The organism is uncultured Hyphomicrobium sp., assembly GCF_902826555.1.
Lineage (GTDB): Bacteria > Pseudomonadota > Alphaproteobacteria > Rhizobiales > Hyphomicrobiaceae > Hyphomicrobium_C.
Genome location: NZ_CADEFI010000057.1, coordinates 1 through 15,911 on the forward strand (window position 1 = coordinate 1; position 15,911 = coordinate 15,911).

General features: G+C 62.7%; 17 protein-coding genes, 2 tRNA genes and 1 pseudogene. 17 read left to right on the forward strand and 3 right to left on the reverse strand.

Annotated elements, in window-relative coordinates; translation table 11 throughout:
• Positions 1-13 precede the first annotated feature (13 nt).
• The 6 genes from QZV93_RS16520 to QZV93_RS16545 all read left to right on the forward strand — a co-directional run bounded on the left by QZV93_RS16520 (position 14) and on the right by QZV93_RS16545 (position 7,666).
• Positions 14-553 (forward strand): dimethylamine monooxygenase subunit DmmA family protein, encoded by a 540-nt coding sequence (locus QZV93_RS16520; protein ID WP_295559743.1) that lies wholly within the window; start codon positions 14-16, stop codon positions 551-553.
• A complete protein-coding gene (locus tag QZV93_RS16525) occupies positions 550-1,512 on the forward strand; it encodes a PDR/VanB family oxidoreductase (RefSeq protein ID WP_295559728.1) in 963 nt (320 codons plus the stop codon). The genes QZV93_RS16520 and QZV93_RS16525 overlap by 4 nt, the downstream gene beginning before the upstream one ends.
• A gap of 35 nt (positions 1,513-1,547) precedes the next feature.
• On the forward strand, positions 1,548-2,588 hold the full coding sequence (locus QZV93_RS16530; RefSeq protein ID WP_295559729.1) for a DUF3445 domain-containing protein: 1,041 nt from the start codon (positions 1,548-1,550) through the stop codon (positions 2,586-2,588).
• 78 nt (positions 2,589-2,666) lie between these two features.
• Entirely contained in the window at positions 2,667-3,785 is a 1,119-nt protein-coding gene (locus tag QZV93_RS16535) for an aminomethyltransferase family protein (RefSeq protein ID WP_295559730.1), read from the forward strand.
• 56 nt (positions 3,786-3,841) lie between these two features.
• Positions 3,842-5,209 (forward strand): NAD(P)/FAD-dependent oxidoreductase, encoded by a 1,368-nt coding sequence (locus QZV93_RS16540; RefSeq protein WP_295559731.1) that lies wholly within the window; start codon positions 3,842-3,844, stop codon positions 5,207-5,209.
• Between the two features lie 102 nt (positions 5,210-5,311).
• Positions 5,312-7,666, forward strand: a complete 2,355-nt coding sequence (locus tag QZV93_RS16545) for an aminomethyltransferase family protein (RefSeq protein WP_295559732.1) — start codon at positions 5,312-5,314, stop codon at positions 7,664-7,666.
• Between the two features lie 120 nt (positions 7,667-7,786).
• Here the strand turns inward: QZV93_RS16545 and QZV93_RS16550 are convergent, their stop codons facing one another.
• Positions 7,787-8,098, reverse strand: coding sequence for a multidrug efflux SMR transporter (locus QZV93_RS16550; RefSeq protein ID WP_295559744.1), 312 nt, complete (start codon positions 8,096-8,098; stop codon positions 7,787-7,789).
• A 159-nt stretch (positions 8,099-8,257) separates the two neighbouring features.
• Here QZV93_RS16550 and QZV93_RS16555 point away from each other — a divergent pair, with 159 nt between their 5' ends.
• Positions 8,258-8,437 carry a hypothetical protein gene (locus QZV93_RS16555; protein ID WP_295559733.1) on the forward strand — a complete coding sequence of 60 codons (180 nt, stop codon included), beginning with the start codon at positions 8,258-8,260 and terminating at the stop codon, positions 8,435-8,437.
• 81 nt (positions 8,438-8,518) lie between these two features.
• Positions 8,519-8,592, forward strand: a tRNA-Gly gene (locus QZV93_RS16560).
• Positions 8,593-8,726: 134 nt separating this feature from the next.
• On the opposite strand, the gene QZV93_RS16565 is transcribed toward QZV93_RS16560, so the two are convergent.
• A complete protein-coding gene (locus QZV93_RS16565; RefSeq protein WP_295559734.1) occupies positions 8,727-9,482 on the reverse strand; it encodes a formyltransferase family protein in 756 nt (251 codons plus the stop codon).
• Positions 9,483-9,561: 79 nt separating this feature from the next.
• On the reverse strand, positions 9,562-10,434 hold the full coding sequence (locus QZV93_RS16570) for a class I SAM-dependent methyltransferase (protein WP_295559735.1): 873 nt from the start codon (positions 10,432-10,434) through the stop codon (positions 9,562-9,564).
• Between the two features lie 333 nt (positions 10,435-10,767).
• Between QZV93_RS16570 and QZV93_RS16575 the strand changes: the two genes are divergently transcribed.
• The 9 genes and pseudogenes from QZV93_RS16575 to QZV93_RS16615 all read left to right on the forward strand — a co-directional run.
• Positions 10,768-11,094, forward strand: coding sequence for a YbjQ family protein (locus tag QZV93_RS16575; protein WP_295559736.1), 327 nt, complete (start codon positions 10,768-10,770; stop codon positions 11,092-11,094).
• Positions 11,095-11,295: 201 nt separating this feature from the next.
• Positions 11,296-11,371: transfer RNA gene (locus QZV93_RS16580), tRNA-Trp, on the forward strand.
• A gap of 111 nt (positions 11,372-11,482) precedes the next feature.
• The gene (gene secE / locus QZV93_RS16585; RefSeq protein WP_295559737.1) at positions 11,483-11,680 is read left to right on the forward strand and encodes a preprotein translocase subunit SecE; all 198 of its coding nucleotides are present in this window, start codon (positions 11,483-11,485) and stop codon (positions 11,678-11,680) included.
• Positions 11,681-11,748: 68 nt separating this feature from the next.
• The gene (gene nusG, locus QZV93_RS16590; RefSeq protein WP_295559738.1) at positions 11,749-12,285 is read left to right on the forward strand and encodes a transcription termination/antitermination protein NusG; all 537 of its coding nucleotides are present in this window, start codon (positions 11,749-11,751) and stop codon (positions 12,283-12,285) included.
• 172 nt (positions 12,286-12,457) lie between these two features.
• Positions 12,458-12,904, forward strand: coding sequence for a 50S ribosomal protein L11 (rplK, locus tag QZV93_RS16595; RefSeq protein WP_295559739.1), 447 nt, complete (start codon positions 12,458-12,460; stop codon positions 12,902-12,904).
• A 4-nt stretch (positions 12,905-12,908) separates the two neighbouring features.
• Positions 12,909-13,679 (forward strand): 50S ribosomal protein L1, encoded by a 771-nt coding sequence (rplA, locus tag QZV93_RS16600; protein ID WP_295559740.1) that lies wholly within the window; start codon positions 12,909-12,911, stop codon positions 13,677-13,679.
• A 424-nt stretch (positions 13,680-14,103) separates the two neighbouring features.
• On the forward strand, positions 14,104-14,622 hold the full coding sequence (rplJ, locus tag QZV93_RS16605; protein WP_295559741.1) for a 50S ribosomal protein L10: 519 nt from the start codon (positions 14,104-14,106) through the stop codon (positions 14,620-14,622).
• A 99-nt stretch (positions 14,623-14,721) separates the two neighbouring features.
• Positions 14,722-15,099: a 50S ribosomal protein L7/L12 gene (gene rplL, locus QZV93_RS16610; RefSeq protein WP_295559742.1), complete on the forward strand. Its 378-nt coding sequence runs from the start codon at positions 14,722-14,724 to the stop codon at positions 15,097-15,099.
• Positions 15,100-15,498: 399 nt separating this feature from the next.
• Positions 15,499-15,911, forward strand: a pseudogene (locus QZV93_RS16615) (DNA-directed RNA polymerase subunit beta); the annotation flags it as partial.

Here is a 15,911-nt window from a genome sequence, read left to right on the forward strand (position 1 = left end):
CCCTTATGCCCGCATCAACACCATCGTGTGCGATGCCGGCGGCACGGAAGCCGTGATCGAGCTTCTGGCCCGGGCCGACGATGAATTCGCACGCCGCACCACGGTCGTGCTCGCGCCCGAAGGGACGGTCGGACAAGAAAGCAGTGCCCTCGTGCAGCGTCTCCAGCCCGCCAAGGTGGAGGTCGTGGCCAACCTTGCGGCAGCCATTGCTCGTTTGAACGACATTCTTTCATCCGCGACCATGGGGCTGCGCCTTTACGCGGCCGGCACGGAGCCGCTGATCGGCTCGGTGGTTCAGGCCGGCATCGACAACTTCATCGACCCGCTGTCCGTTCGCACCGAGCATCGCGGCTCGCTCAAGCGCCGCGTCCAGTGCGTCCACTGCAAGGGTATGACCGAGAACGTCACCACCAACCCCGTGACGTGCGCTCAATGCGGACTACTTCTGATGGTGCGCGATCATTATTCGCGGCGCCTCGCGGCGTTTCAGGGCGTCTGCATCAACGCCGAGGCTCCCCAAGAGAGGCCCGAACCGAAGGTGGAGTTTCAATGACAGCTTCGTTCCTGCGCCGCGTGCGCGTTGCCGAGATCGAGCCTGTTGCGAGCCGCATCAAGCGCTTTCGCTTGGTGAGCACTGACGGCCGTCCCTTGTCCGAATTTTCCGGCGGCTCGCATATCACCGTTTGCATGCAGTCGCCCGACCGGCTGATCCGCAATCCTTACTCCCTGATGGGCAGCCCGACCGATCCGTCGAGCTACCAGATCAGCGTGCTCAAGGTCGACGACTCCCGCGGCGGCTCGCACTTCATGCACGACCGTGTTGAGGTCGGCACGGAGCTTCAGATCAGCGAGCCGTTGAATTTGTTCCCCCCGGCGAAGCTCGCACGCAAGCACATCCTCGTGGCCGGCGGCATCGGCATTACGCCGTTCATGTCGATGATGAGCGAGCTCGACGCGCTGGGTGCGGACTTTGAGCTGCACTACGGAGTGCGATCGCTGGGCGAGGGCGCGTATTGCAGGCTGCTGCAGACGCACTACGGTTCGCGCATCCACGTCTATGCGCAGGACAATGGCGAGCTGGTTCCGCTGGAGCGCGTGCTCGGCAGTCAGCCGCTTGGCGCGCACGTGTACGTTTGCGGCCCAAAGCCCATGATCGATTGGGCGCTGCGCACGGCGACGCTGGCCGGCTGGCCCGACGAGAATATCCACTCCGAGCAGTTTGCGGCTCCGCCAGCCGGTAAGCCATTCGCCGTCAAGCTCGCGCGTTCGGAGCGCGAGATCACGGTCGGTGGCCACCAGAGCATCCTCGAGGCACTCGAGCAGGAGGGGATCGATGCGCCATTCCTGTGCCGCGGCGGTGCCTGTGGTCAGTGCGAGACCGGCGTTTCGGCTTGCGACGGCTACATCGAGCACAACGACCATTATCTGACCGACGCCGAGAAGGCGTCCGGCAAGAAGATCATGATCTGCATGTCCCGCATTTCGGGGGACTCCATCACGCTCGACCTTTGAACGCTTCGAGACTTCGCATCCTGGGAGACAACGACATGGTGCTGGCATTCAAGCAAGAGACGTTCCGGGACGACTTCACGTTCTCGAACAGCCCGGAGTCGATCCGGCGCTTTCCGTTCCCGTTCCACGAGGACAAGTACATGTATGCGGTCAATATCGAGCCGCACGTGCTTGGTCCGAAAGGAAGCGTCTACGAGTTCCCGATCGACATCGACGAGCACTACGTCTCCGAGATGCGCGATCGCGAGCTGGTACTCGCCGCCGATCCCGGCCGCTGCCAGGCCCTTCCGCACATGATGACCGCTCAGTGGGACATGCTCGAGCTGCTCATGACCTCGATGGCGCATGACTACCCGGAGCATTTCACGCTCACGCGCGACGGCGACCGCTGGCACTGGATCAACCGCCCGCTCGGCATCGACCAGAAGTTCACCTTCGGCGATCACAAGACGCTGCCCTACGAGCCGATGGAATACATCGGGCGCCAATGCCAGGGCGACTTCTCGATCCAGGATCAGCGCGACGGCCAGCTCTACATGGATGCCGGCCTCATCACCACGCAGGCCGACTGGTCGCTCGATTTCGACATCGGCATGAACTTCTTCGAATGGCACGGACCCGTGCCGCTCGCCCACGAGAAAGGCGTCTTCGAGCGCGCGCTGAAGTTCCTGCTCAACCTGCAGGTCGGCCGCCCGGTCCGGCGCCTCAACTGGACCATGACCATCAACTCGCGCCTCGATACCAGCCCCGAGAACTATCACAAGTGGGGCATCGACCGCACGACTGTGACGCCCGAGAACGTCGGCGACAAGGTCCATCTCCGCGTCGAGCTGCAGGGCCTTTGGCGGCTGCCGCGCTCGAATGCCATCCTGTTCTCGATCCGCTGCTACCTGATCAAGATGAGAGAGCTGGTGACGGTGCCGAAGTGGGGCCGCAGGCTGCCGCGCGTGCTTGAAACGTTGCCGCCCGAGATCGCCGACTACAAGGGCCTCTCGCGCTACCGCCAGATGACCATCGACTGGCTCAAGACGTACGACGACGGCGCGCCGACGTCGCCCGGCTTCGGTCCGGACTGACGCCGCGAGGGGCCATTTCGATTTCACAAAATCCGCAGAGCAAACATCAAAACAGCAATCAGCCGGGAGGTATCTTCCATGACCCTGAGCAAGGAAACGAGGCAATCGGTTCTGAACGACCGCCACATCGCGCTTGGCGCCGACATGACGACGACGTCATGGAACGACATGCCGATCCCGCAGAACTACGCCACCGATCCGTACGACGAGGTCACGGTCATCCGCTCCAAGGCCGGCTTGATCGAGGTGACGGCGCTCAAGATCCTGAACGTCACCGGGCCTGACGCGCTGAAGTTCCTCAACTACTTCCTGACCTCCGACATCTCCAAGGCCAAGACGGGCGATTCCCACATCTCGAACATCGTCAACGCGGACGGCGCGCTGATCGACGACGTGCTCGTCTACGTCGATGGCCCCAACGAGTATCGCCTGTCGCACGGCGGCGGCGCGCTGGAGGAGGCCCTGCCTGCGGTTGCCTCGAAATTCGACGTATCGGTCAAGCGCGACAACGACGTGCACATTCTGTCGCTGCAGGGTCCGGTCGCACTCGAGGTGCTGGCCCCGCACACGCCGCTCGATCTCGCCGCCCTTCCTTATTTCAACCACGCCAAGACGACGCTGTTCGGCAAGTCCGTCAGCCTCGCCCGCGGCGGCTACTCGGCTGAGCGCGGCTATGAGGTCTTCTGCTCGGCGGCGGACGCGCACTACATCTGGGACAAGATCCTCGAGGTCGGCAAGGAGAAGGGCGTCATTCCCGTTTCCTGGGCCTCCCTCGACATCGTGCGCGTGGAAGGCGGTCTCCTGTTCTTCCCCTTCGACATGACGCATGGCGACACCACGCCGTGGGAGGTTAAGGCCGATTGGACGGTCGATCTCTCGAAGCCGGACTTCGTCGGCAAGAGCGCGGTTGCCGCCAAGAAGGGCAAGGAGCGCTCGTTCATCACCGGTCTGGAGGTCGACTCTGATCGCGCCATCGAGCCGCTGTCCAAGATCACGGTCGGAGGCAAGCAGGTCGGCGTCGTGACGAGCACGACCTACTCGAAGCATCTCATGAAATCGCTCGCGATGGCCCAGATCGAGCCGGGCTACACCAAGCTCGGGACCGAGGTCGTCGTGCACGACAAAGGCGAGTGGCCCGCGACCGTAGTCCGGATGCCGTTCTACGATCCGCTGCGCCAGCGCACGCATCCCAAATAGGGCCCGCGCTCCCGTTCTCATCGAACAAGGCCGACAAGAGTTAGGAAGGAAAGAGAATGTCCAGTCAACGCATTGCAGTTATCGGCGCCGGGCCGAGCGGACTCGCGGTTCTACGTGCGTTCGAAAGTGCACGCCTCAAGGGCGCAACCATCCCGGAAATCGTCTGTTACGAGCGCCAGGCGGATAGCGGCGGCATCTGGAACTATACGTGGCGCACCGGCACGGACGAATATGGCGAGCCCGTTCACGCCAGCATGTACCGCTACCTGTGGTCGAACGGCCCCAAGGAGTGCCTCGAGTTCTCGGACTATTCCTTCGAGGAGCACTTTGGCCGCCCGATCCCGTCGTTTCCGCCGCGCGCCGTGCTGCACGACTATATCAAGGGTCGTATCGAGCGGAACGGCATCTCGCACTACATCAAGCTCAATCACGCCGTCCGTTGGGTGTCCTACAATCCGAAGACCGAGAAGTTCACGGTCACGGTCAAGGATCTGGTGCAGGACACATTATCGTCTGATGAATTCGACTACGTGTTCTGCGCCAGCGGTCACTTCTCGGTGCCGAACATTCCGGACTTTCCAGGTCTTGCCAAGTTCCCCGGCCGCGTCCTGCATTCGCATGACTTCCGCTCGGCGGATGAGTTTGCCGGCAAGGACGTGCTGTGCGTCGGCGCGAGCTATTCGTCGGAAGACATCGGCATCCAGTGCCACAAATACGGCGCCAAATCCGTCACCTTCTCCTATCGCACGCGCGCGATGGGTTTCAATTGGCCGGAGAGCTTCTCTGAGCGTCCGCTGCTGGAGAAAGTCGAAGGCAAGACGTGCTACTTCAAGGACGGCACCAAGAAAGACATCGATGCCATCATCCTGTGCACGGGCTATCTGCACCATCACCCTTTCCTGGAGGACAGCCTGCGCCTCAAGACGCGCAACCGTCTCTATCCGCCGAGCGTCTACAAGGGCATCTTCTGGTGGGGCAATCCGAAGCTGATGTTCATCGGCATGCAGGACCAATTCTACACCTTTAACATGTTCGATGCGCAGGCGTGGTACGCACGCGACGTCGTGCTCGGCCGCATCAAACTGCCGAAGTACGATGAGATGGCCGCCGACATCCAGAAATGGATCAAGCTGGAAGAGGCTGTAGAAGACCCTTCGCAGGCTATCGACTTCCAGACCGAGTACGTCCGCGACCTCATCGCCCCCACCGACTACCCGCGCCTCGACGTCGATGGTGTCGCCAAGATGTTCAAGGAGTGGGAGCATCACAAGATGGATAACATCTTGACCTATCGCGATCAGTCGCACCGCTCCTTGCTCACCGGCACGGTGGCGCCCGTCCATCACACGCCGTGGATGAAAGCTCTCGACGACTCGATGGAAGCCTTCCTCAACCAGCCGGGAACCAAGGCCGCGGCTGAGTAGCCGATCGCCATCGGGTGCTGGGCTGAAAATGCCGGCTGCGCGTAAAGCGTGGCCGGCATCCTGCAGCATTCCTGAAGCGAGCGCCCTTGCAACGAGGACGTCATGAGCGCGACCATACTCACGTCACCAGTGAAGCCTCGGATTTTCGTGCCGGGGAAAGCAGCACTCGACCCGGGCGTCGAGCGCTACGTCATGAAAGGCGGCGGCACCGCCGCTTTCGAGCTCGATGCGGGCGACCGCATCGAGCTTGCGTCCCTCGAAGGCGGCCAGCCTGTCGAGGTGGCCGTGTTCGGCGCGAAGGGAAAGAGCGACCTCGGGGCGCTCGGCCTCAAAGGCATGGCCAAGCCGGCCGGAATTCAACGCGCGCTCGAGGCCGACGGCGAGGACGCGGCGCGTGTCCGCTTCGGCCTCTATCGGCGCGGATTGGATCTCGGCCGCGCCAAGGCCGCGCACGTGCTCACACCCGATGCAGGCCCGGGCGAGATCGTGACGCTCGAAGCCGAGCGCAGCGTCTTTGTCGTGTTCGGCGCCCCCGCCGAGCCCATGGTCGTCTGGGACCAGACGCCGCCGAGCGACGTCCTGATCTTCATCCAGCGCGCCAACCCACGCCTCCTCAACACGGCGCGACTGCCGGACCCGTTGGCCGAGCCGCGTCTCGATATCCTCGTCAACATCGCGAGCGCCGAAAGCTTCGAGGTCTACGAAGGCGAGTACATCCAGATCATCGATGTCCAGGGCCGCCAATGCTCCGACTTCCTGGCCTTCAACCGCAAGGCGCTGGATGAGGGACGCGAGCAGGGCCTCGACTCGGTGACCACGCGCACGCTCAACGGCGCCGCCTATCCCGCGCCGGGTCTGCATTCCAAGTTCTTCGACAAGGATCGCAACGCGCTGGTCGAGATCGTGCAGGACACCGTCGGCCGTCACGACACGTTCAACCTCGCCTGCACGACGCGCTACTACGAGGACATGGGCTACTTCGGTCACCCGAACTGCACGGACAACTTCAACGGCACGCTCAAGTCCTACACGCCCATCAGCGCGTTGAGCGGCTGGCCGGCCATCAACTTCTTCTACAACACCAACGTCGACAGCCATAACCACATCTGGTCCGACGAGCCGTGGTCCCGCCCCGGCGACTACGTGGTCATGCGCGCGCTGACCGATCTCGTCTGCGCCGCCTCGTCATGTCCGTCGGACATCGACGCCTCCAACGGCTGGCACCTCACCGAGATCCAGGTCCGGGTCTACGCGAAGGACACACCTTTCAAACGTTCGATCGGATACAGAATGTCCCCAGACGCTCCCCTGCAACTCACCCGCGAGAGCGGCTTCCACCCGCGCACGTCCGCGCTGACGCGCGCCTTCGGCGAGTATCGCGGCTTCTGGGTGCCGCACCATTTCGCCAATGCCGGCGCCATCGAGGAGTACTGGGCGTGCCGCGAGAAGGCCGTCATCATGGACCTCTCGCCGCTGCGCAAGATGGAGGTGCTGGGTCCCGACTCGGAGCAGTTCCTGCAGGGCATCGTCACGCGTGACGTGAGGAAGCTGTCCGTCGGCCAGGTGTTCTACACCACCATGTGCTACGAGCACGGCGGCATGGTCGACGACGGCACGCTGTTCCGGCTTGGCGAGAACAACTTCCGCTGGATCGGCGGCGACGACGCGAGTCTGATCTGGCTAAAGGAGCAGGCGGCGAAGTCGGGCTTGAACCTCAATCTCAAGACGGCGACGTCTGAGGTCCACAACGTGGCGGTTCAGGGCCCCAAGTCGCGCGAGATCCTGCGCCAGGTTGTCGGCACGCCGCCGGGCCGCCCGACCATCGATGAGCTGGGTCTCTTCCGCTTCACCATTGGACGCATCGGTGGTGTCGCCGGCATCCCCGTGCTCGTCTCCCGCACCGGCTACACTGGCGAGCTGGGCTACGAGGTCTTTTGTCATCCCAAGGACGCGCCGAAGGTCTGGGACGCCATTATGGAGGTTGGCAAGCCGCTGGGCCTGCAACCGTTCGGCTTCGACGCCCTCGACATGGTGCGCATCGAGGCGGGTCTCGTCTTCGGCGGTCACGACTTCGACACCACCACCGATCCCTTCGAGGCCGGCATCGCCTTCACCGTGCCCGCGAAGAAAGAGGAGGACTACATCGGCAAGGCCGCGCTCGAGAAGCGCCGCGCCAACCCGCTGCGCAAGCTCGTGGGGCTTGAGATTGCCGGCAACGAGAAGCCGTCTCACGGCGATCCTGTCTTCGTCGGGCGCGCGCAAGTCGGCATCGTGACCAGTGCCATGCGCTCTCCGCTTTTGAAGAAGACGCTCGCGTTCGCGCGCGTGGACGTCACGCATTCGGCACTCGACGCCAAGCTTGAGGTTGGCCGTCTCGATGGGCAGCAGAAGCGCCTGAAAGCGACCGTCGTCCCGTTCCCGTTCTACGATCCGGAGAAGAAGCGCGTTCGCATGTAAACGCGGCACCACCTCATGGAATGGCGTCACGGTACGAGTTGGCGTCCCCCTCCCGCAGGACTGAGCCCTGCGGGTTACCTGGACACCTCGGCGAAGGTCGAGGTGTCCATTTTTTATCGATCAGGCGAGCTTCATCAGCACCAACCCGGCGAGGATCATCGCCGCGGCGCCGGCGCGCAGCGCCTGCAGCGGCTCGCCGAGAAGCAATACGCCGACGACGAATGCGCCGATCGCCCCGATCCCCGTCCACACGGGATAGGCGGTGCCAAGCGGCAGCGACTTCATGGCCAGCGCCAGCAGCACGAGGCTCGCCAGCAGTGCGGTGATCGTGATGACGGTCGGCACGAGCCGCGTGAAGCCGTCGGACTGCTTCATCGCAAGCGCCCAGACGATTTCGAGAACACCGGCGAGAAGAAGATAGATCCAGGCCAGCATCGGCGACCTCCTCCATGTTGTCCGGGTCGTCCCGGAGTGATGCCCATGGCGGGGGAGGTCGTGGCCTCGCGCTCCCAACATAGCGCGTGATGGAGCGCGATCAAGGCGGTCAGGCGGTTGTGGACACCGGAGGCGGGCAGAACATAAAGTAGCTCCATGGAGCACGGCGTAGTGTTCTACATGCTGTTGGGAGCCGCGGTGGTCCTCGTTCCGGCGGTCGCGGATCGCCTGCTCAAGGGGCGCGTAGCGGACGGCGTGCGCATCGCGCTGGGTTTCCTGGCCGCCGTCTTGACGGCCGTCGTCCTCGTTTGGGCCGCCGGGCTGCTGGGATTGTGATCGGGCGGCGCATTTCCGGGTGGCCCCGAGTTTGCCGGTTTGACGGAGGGGGAAAATCGGCTAGAACGCCCATCCTGGAACGCGGGTGTAGCTCAATGGTAGAGCAGCAGCCTTCCAAGCTGAATACGAGGGTTCGATTCCCTTCACCCGCTCCACCACTTAGCCTTGGCGTAGCGAACCGCCGTCGCTAGTCTGCTCAGTGACGGCTGCCGTTTCGGCCTCCAGCAGCGTCACGACGCAGGCTTCCCGCGTCAGTACGGGTGTGCGCTTCAATTTTCGCATGCAGCCCTCAGATCATGTCGCCCTCGCTGGAGGGCTTGTCGGGACGCCACAGCTTCACGCAGACCCGCTCGCCATGGTGTATGAAGTAGGCGGGGGCGGCGTCGGCATCCCATGAGCGGATTTGATCGATGAGCTCGACGAGGGGCCTGGACGGGTCGAGCTTGGCGTGCTCGGAAACGATGCGGTTCGGTAGTTCCGGATCGACAAATTCGGACTGTGGCTTGAGGCATTCGTCGCCGTGCTGCTCGTAGAGCGCAAGCGCCTCACAGACGACGTCGGGCTCGATTTCAAGGCCCCGGCGTTGGATTGAGCGCCACGTATCGAAGGGGCCGATAGGATAGCTGCGTTGTGTCACGATTGGCCCGGTGTCGAGCCCGGCATCCAGGGCGTGGACGGTGATTCCGTTTTCGGTGTCTCCTCGCTCGATCATCCACGGCGCGGTGCCCCCGCGATAGCGCGGCAGGAGAGTGCCGTGCACGTTGAGAAACACTTTCGCCGCATCGAGAACGAACGGCGGCAGCAGCGTGTTGAACCCGACGCTCAGGCACACCTCGTCTCGGACGATCTCGGCAACGTTCGGCAGGTCGGCGCGACGGATGATGTTCACGTCGAGCCCATAGCCGCGCGCCGCGTCGATGGTCGGCGTGACCTTCGGATATTTCTCTGGGTTGTTGACGTAGACGGCGGCGATCTCGTGTCCGTCCTCGACGAGGCGATGAAGGACGCGTTCACGCGGACCGCCAGAAAAATAGAACAACCGCATTGATTAGCCCCCGCTTTTTGCGGGGCGGACGCTACCACGGATCACACGCCGTCTGAAGCGGTGCGACCCCCTTGCTGCTTTACATCGGTCGACGTGCCCGGAAACAGATCTGCGACTGGTCGGCATTGAGCATGATCTCTTCGAGATTGAGTTCCTCAAGCCAGCCGCGAACCTCCTCGATGGTATGTCGCCATGCGAACTTCGGATAATACCAGTCGTAATTCACATGTACGTTCTCTTTCCAGCTGAAAGAGTCCCGCCAGTAGCATTTGAAGAAATTGTAGTAGATCAGCCGCTGCAAGTCGTGGGTTCCGGCCTCTAGCCCCAACGTCGACACCTGGGGTATCGTGATCTTCGCCTTGAGGTCGGAAAGTGCTTTGCCCAACTGGGTGAGGCTTTCCATCTCACGCCAAGCTTCCTCGGGCGTAAATTTTTGCAGCTCTTCCCGGATGTGGTCGTCCGCGAATTCCCGCATTGGCGCCTTTTTTCGATACACGCTTACGATGATCTCGCCGGCGGGCGCCAACATCGACGCCAGCTTGGCCAGAGAGCGCTTCGTGTCTGGCGTGTGATGGAGAACGCCGAGCGAAATGATGCTGTCGAACGACTCCGGCATGTCCGCCGACATGATGTCGACCTGGCGGATGGTGACGTTGGGCAGGTCAGCTGTGTGAGCAATCGCTGATTGGACAGCATCCGACACATCGATGCCCGTGACGTGCGTCTCGGGGCATAGCTGCGCAATCTTGCGCGTCTCGCGGCCGTTGCCGCATCCAGCGTCCAAGACGCGCCGAAACTGATTGAAGTAGCTCTTGTACTCTAGGTTGTCCCGGAACCCCATCAGAGGCAGGAACCACTTTTCGAACTCTTCGGCGGTAGAGCCGGACATCCCCCAGTCTTTGTCGTGGGTCCACTTGTAGCCGAACGCCTTCGCTACCTGCTCCTGCGACATTTATCTCACCTTGGATTGCGTCTATCCGACTGCGCGAAATTGGTTTGTGGATACGCCAAGGCACCTACTCCGTCAAACATCTGATCCTCGCCAGTGCTCGAGACGTTGCACAGGATGGGCTACTCGCTCGAGCATCTCGACAGTGCGCTGCCGCGCCGTGCAGAGGATGCTGAGGAGGCGCTCGCGGAGGCCAAGAGGGTGACACCTCTGCCGCCGCGAGATACGCGGCCGCTCGCCCGCTCCTGTTCAACGTTCGACGCCGGATCTCTTTCCGATCTATGCGTCGTTTGTGAAATTCCGTATCGTCGCCCGGCAACTCAGCGGGGGCTCGGAATGCTCGTCACTACGACCAACGAACTCGAGGGCTATCGGGTCGTGAAGCACCTCGGCATTGTGCGCGGCCTCACGGTCCGATCGAGGAGCGTCGTCGGCAACATCGGCGCCTCCATCCAGATCCTCTTCGGCGGCAACATTTCCGTCTACACAAAGCTCGCCGAGCAGACCCGCAAGGAAGCCTACGAGCTCCTGGTCCAGCATGCGGAGGAGGCGGGCGCCAATGCCATCCTCGGCATGCGCTACGACGCCAACGAAATCGCCTCGGCAGTTACTGAGGTATTGGCCTACGGGACCGCCGTCGTGGTTGAGAAAACCGACTTGTAAATCGAGCCCGCGCACCGATATCCGGGGCCTCCGGGCCCGTTCCGGAATAAGACTTCGGTGCAAAGCCAAAGATTATGCGTGTCCGCCGCAATAAAGTCGTCTTCAGGCGGTGACAAACCTAAAAAGTTCGGCTAAGGATGCCGCCCCCGCATTAGGCATGTGCGCCTTTCGCGTCGATAAGGCGTGTATGAGCCGTGCGATAGGGGAGTAGCTCAATTGGCAGAGCGTCGGTCTCCAAAACCGAAGGCTGGGGGTTCGAGACCCTCCTCCCCTGCCATGAGGTGTTTTGGAGTGGACCAGTGAAGAGGGCGCCTGGTCCCGCTCAGCAACGCACCCCAAGGGCAGGGGATGCGTCAATTTGTCGCATGGCGCTCAGGAAGCGGTTTTGATGTCGAAGTTCAATCCGTTCGAATTTGTCCAAGAGGTACGGCAGGAGGTTTCCAAAGTCACCTGGCCAACGTGGAAGGAAGTGTGGATTACCACGCTCATGGTCCTCGTCATGGTGGCTCTGGCTTCGGTGTTTTTCCTCATTACGGATCAGGTGCTTGGGCGCGTGGTCAACTGGGTGCTTGGGCTCGGCGCTTGAGCGTCGGGCAAGAGAGCCGGCTCGCGGGCGCCCCCTCGCGACGGCACGACACGAAAGACGATTTGAGAATGGCCAAGCGCTGGTACATCGTTCACGCCTACACCAACTTCGAGCGCAAGGTGGCTGATGCCATCAAGGAGCGCGCGCGGTCGGCCGGGATCGACCATCTGTTCGACGAGGTGGTGGTGCCGACCGAGGAGGTCGTGGAAGTAAAGCGCGGTCGCAAGGTGCAGGCTGAGCGCAAATTTCTGCCGGGCTACGTGCTGGTCAACATGGAGATGACGGACGCCGCGTTCGTCCTCATCAAGAACACGCCGAAGGTGACGGGCTTTCTGGGGGCCGACAACAAGCCGATCCCGATCTCTGACGACGAGGCCGCCCGCATCCTCAACCAGGTGAAGGAAGGCGTCGAGCGCCCGAAGCCTTCGATCATCTACGAGGTAGGCGAGCAGGTGAAGGTGGTCGACGGTCCCTTCGCCTCCTTCCAGGGCGAGGTCGAGGAAGTGGACGGCGAGCGTTCGCGCCTCAAGGTGGGCGTCTCGATCTTCGGCCGCAAGACACCGGTCGAGCTGGAATTTGGACAGGTGGAGAAGGTGCCCGCTTAGGCGACAACGGAATTCGAGAGCTTCCGGCGCGATTGCAGCGCCGGTCGAGGGCGGAGGAGCTGGGCTGACCGGCAAATCCGCTCAAATCCGCGGGAGGGTACGAGCGCAAGCAGAGACCCGCTGACCGCTAACCCTGGGAAGCACGAGTCTTCCCGAGAACTTAGGGGATACGATGGCAAAGAAGATCGACGGCTACATCAACCTTCAGGTCCCGGCGGGAGCGGCCAATCCGTCTCCGCCGATCGGCCCTGCGCTTGGCCAGCGCGGCGTCAACATTATGGAATTCTGCAAGTCCTTCAACGCCAAGACGAAGGACCTCGAGCAGGGTACACCGATTCCGGTGAAGATCACGGTCTATTCGGACCGCTCCTTCACCTTCGAGATGCGGACGCCGCCGGCGACCTATCTCATCAAGAAAGCGGCAGGCATGAAGCCCACCGGCAAGCCGGGCTCGGGCTCGAAGGCGCCGGGCCGCGACGTTGCGGGGTCCATCACCATGGCGCAGCTGCGCGACATCGCGAAGCTGAAGATCAAGGACATGAACACCGACAATCTGGATCAGGCCACGAAGACGATCGCTGGCTCCGCCCGCTCGATGGGCCTCAAGGTGGTGGAGTAGAGACATGGCGAAAGAAGCAACAGCCAAGAAGGCATCCGTCTCTGCCGAGCAGATCGCTGCCACGCGTCTCGCTGGCGGCAAGCGCAACGCCGAGATCCAGAAGGGCATCAACGCCAACAAGGCCTATGGCGTCGACGAGGCCGTCCGTCTCGTCAAGTCGCGCGCCAAGGCGAAGTTCGACGAGACGATCGAGGTCGCCATGAATCTCGGCGTCGATCCGAAGCACGCCGACCAGATGGTCCGCGGCGTCTGCAACCTGCCCAACGGCTCCGGCCGTACGGCGCGCGTTGCCGTGTTCGCACGCGGTCCCAAGGCCGAGGAGGCCAAGGCCGCCGGTGCCGATGTCGTCGGCGCCGAGGACCTGGTCGACATCGTGTCCAAGGGCACCATCAACTTCGACCGCTGCATTGCCACGCCCGACATGATGGGCCTCGTCGGCCGTCTCGGTAAGGTCCTCGGCCCCCGTGGCCTGATGCCGAACCCGCGCGTCGGCACGGTGACCATGGACGTCGCCACGGCCGTCAAGGGCGCCAAGGGCGGCTCGGTCGAGTTCCGCGTCGAGAAGGCCGGCATCGTCCACGCCGGCGTCGGCAAGGCGAGCTTCACGGAGCAGGCCCTGGTCGAGAACATTCGTGCGTTTGTCGACGCCGTGTCCAAGGCCAAGCCCGCGGGCTCCAAGGGCACGTACATCAAGAAGGTGTCGCTCTCCTCGACCATGGGGCCGGGCGTCAAGATCGACACCGGAACCGTCGTCGCGGCGACGCCCGCGGCGTAAGCCGCGGCGGCAAGGACCACGATCGCCGGGGACCCCATCGGTCCGCGGCGTGAAGCATCGGTCCGAAACACAGAATTCCGTGTCGAGGGGCTTCGGCCTCCGGCGCGGATCTCTCGCCCAAGCCTCACCGGGCAGAAGGCGGGAGACCTGTCCAAGATTGATGGGCGCCGATCCGGCTTGCCGGTGACGCTTAATCCTCGCGACGCGAGGGCCCGCATGAGACGGGAGACCACCCGGATTTTTGCGCCGCAAGGCGCCGAGTTCCGGTTTGAGCCTTCTGGGTCAGCACCGCGCCGCGCCTATTTTGCGGACGGTCGGGACAGGACGAGCGTCGCAGCAATCCCCGATCCGGGGAAAGCGCTGCGGCAAGGTGCAACCCGCGAGGGGCCCCTGAAACGGGTCTTTCGCAACCAGGAGTGAGCAGGTGGATAGAGCCGCAAAAAAGGCGCTCGTGACGTCTCTCCACGACGTGTTGAAAGACACGGGCGTGGTCGTCGTCGCCCACAACACCGGCATGGTGGCCGCTCAATCGGCAGATTTCCGCAAGCGCGTCAAAGAGGCGGGCGGATCTGTCAAAGTGGCCAAGAACAAGCTGGTGAAGCTCGCGCTCAAGGACACCAAAGCCGAAGGCATTTCCGATCTCTTCACCGGGCCGACCGTGTTGGCCTTTTCGAAGGATCCGATTGCCGCGGCCCGGGTCGCCGTCAAGTACGCCAAGGAGAACGAGAAGCTCGTGATCCTCGGCGGCGCGATGGGTGCCTCCGTCCTCGACGCGAACGGCGTCAAAGCACTCGCCGAACTGCCTTCGCTTGATGAGCTCCGGGCTAAGCTGATCGGTCTCTTGAACGCGCCGGCGACGAAAATCGCCCGCACGGTCAAAGAGCCCGGCGCAAAGCTCGCGCGCGTCATCCAGGCCAAGGCATCGCAAGGCGACGCTGCATAACGCCAGTGTGGAACTGCTGAAAACCGGCGCTTCCAGCGGAAATGAGCAAGCTGGGACAAAGCGCCTCTCTCGAAGGCTAAACCGGAAGGACTATATACAATGTCGGATCTCGCAAAGATCGTTGATGACCTGTCGAAGCTGACCGTTCTCGAAGCAGCCGAGCTCGCCAAACTTCTCGAGGAGAAGTGGGGCGTGTCGGCTGCTGCTGCCGTTGCTGTTGCCGCAGCTCCCGCTGCCGGCGGCGCCGCGGCTGCAGTCGAGGAGCAGACCGAGTTCACCGTTGTCCTGAAGTCGGGCGGCGACAAGAAGATCAACGTGATCAAGGAAGTCCGCGCCATCACGGGCCTTGGCCTCAAGGAAGCCAAGGACCTCGTCGAGGCCGGCGGCAAGACCGTGAAGGAAGGCGTCTCGAAGGACGAGGCTGCCAAGATCAAGAAGCAGCTTGAGGACCAGGGCGCGGTCGTCGAGCTGAAGTAAGGCAGTTGGGCAGTAGGCAGTTGGGCAATCGGGACACCGATCGCTCCGACGGCCTACTGCCTGCTCATGACTGCCTCGAAGACGGTTTTCCGGAGGTTCTCGCGAGGGTTTTACCCGCGCAGAGGGCCTCCGGTGAGCCGTTTAAGAGGTTCAGGACCATGATCGCTTCAGGCCTTATCGGCCTGAAGCGTGAATCATCGGTCCAGATGGAGACCATGAGCGCTTCGGACCCCATCAGTCCGAGGCGTGAATCATCGGTCGCAGTGAAAACTAGGGCGAGAACGCAAAGCGATCTCGTTCCGGAACGAAGCGCAGGGGATGGCGACCTCGGCGCAGGGCAAGAAGGACGGAGCGGTCGTGCAGCCCCCTGGCACGACCCCGGCGAGATGAGGAGCGGACATGGCTGAGACGTTCAACGGCCGTAAGCGTATTCGGAAGCAATTCGGTTCCATCCGCGAGGTCGCGGAGATGCCGAATCTCATCGAGGTTCAGAAGAGCTCCTACGACGACTTCCTGATGGTCAAGGAGCCGCCCGGCGGCCGTCCCGACGACCACGGCCTGCAGGCCGTCTTCAAGTCCGTGTTTCCGATCTCCGATTTCTCGGGTCGCGCGACGCTCGAGTTCGTGCGCTACGAGTTCGAGCCGCCGAAGTATGACGTCGACGAGTGTATGCAGCGTGACATGACCTACTCGGCGCCGCTGAAGGTCAAGCTGCGCCTGATCGTGTTCGATGTGAACGAGGAGACGGGCTCCAAGTCGATCAAGGACGTCAAGGAGCAGGACGTCTACATGGGCGACATGCCGCTCATGAC

Bases quoted from the DNA above. Each gene is read 5' to 3' on its own strand.
- QZV93_RS16555 (WP_295559733.1), top strand. From the start codon at position 8,258: ATGGAGCACGGCGTAGTGTTCTACATGCTGTTGGGAGCCGCGGTGGTC.
- QZV93_RS16545 (WP_295559732.1), top strand. From the start codon at position 5,312: ATGAGCGCGACCATACTCACGTCACCAGTGAAGCCTCGGATTTTCGTG.
- QZV93_RS16535 (WP_295559730.1), top strand. From the start codon at position 2,667: ATGACCCTGAGCAAGGAAACGAGGCAATCGGTTCTGAACGACCGCCAC.
- nusG (WP_295559738.1), top strand. From the start codon at position 11,749: ATGGCCAAGCGCTGGTACATCGTTCACGCCTACACCAACTTCGAGCGC.
- QZV93_RS16525 (WP_295559728.1), top strand. From the start codon at position 550: ATGACAGCTTCGTTCCTGCGCCGCGTGCGCGTTGCCGAGATCGAGCCT.
- rplA (WP_295559740.1), top strand. From the start codon at position 12,909: ATGGCGAAAGAAGCAACAGCCAAGAAGGCATCCGTCTCTGCCGAGCAG.
- secE (WP_295559737.1), top strand. From the start codon at position 11,483: ATGTCGAAGTTCAATCCGTTCGAATTTGTCCAAGAGGTACGGCAGGAG.
- QZV93_RS16530 (WP_295559729.1), top strand. From the start codon at position 1,548: ATGGTGCTGGCATTCAAGCAAGAGACGTTCCGGGACGACTTCACGTTC.
- QZV93_RS16570 (WP_295559735.1), bottom strand. From the start codon at position 10,434: ATGTCGCAGGAGCAGGTAGCGAAGGCGTTCGGCTACAAGTGGACCCAC.
- rplL (WP_295559742.1), top strand. From the start codon at position 14,722: ATGTCGGATCTCGCAAAGATCGTTGATGACCTGTCGAAGCTGACCGTT.
- rplK (WP_295559739.1), top strand. From the start codon at position 12,458: ATGGCAAAGAAGATCGACGGCTACATCAACCTTCAGGTCCCGGCGGGA.
- QZV93_RS16540 (WP_295559731.1), top strand. From the start codon at position 3,842: ATGTCCAGTCAACGCATTGCAGTTATCGGCGCCGGGCCGAGCGGACTC.
- QZV93_RS16575 (WP_295559736.1), top strand. From the start codon at position 10,768: ATGCTCGTCACTACGACCAACGAACTCGAGGGCTATCGGGTCGTGAAG.
- QZV93_RS16565 (WP_295559734.1), bottom strand. From the start codon at position 9,482: ATGCGGTTGTTCTATTTTTCTGGCGGTCCGCGTGAACGCGTCCTTCAT.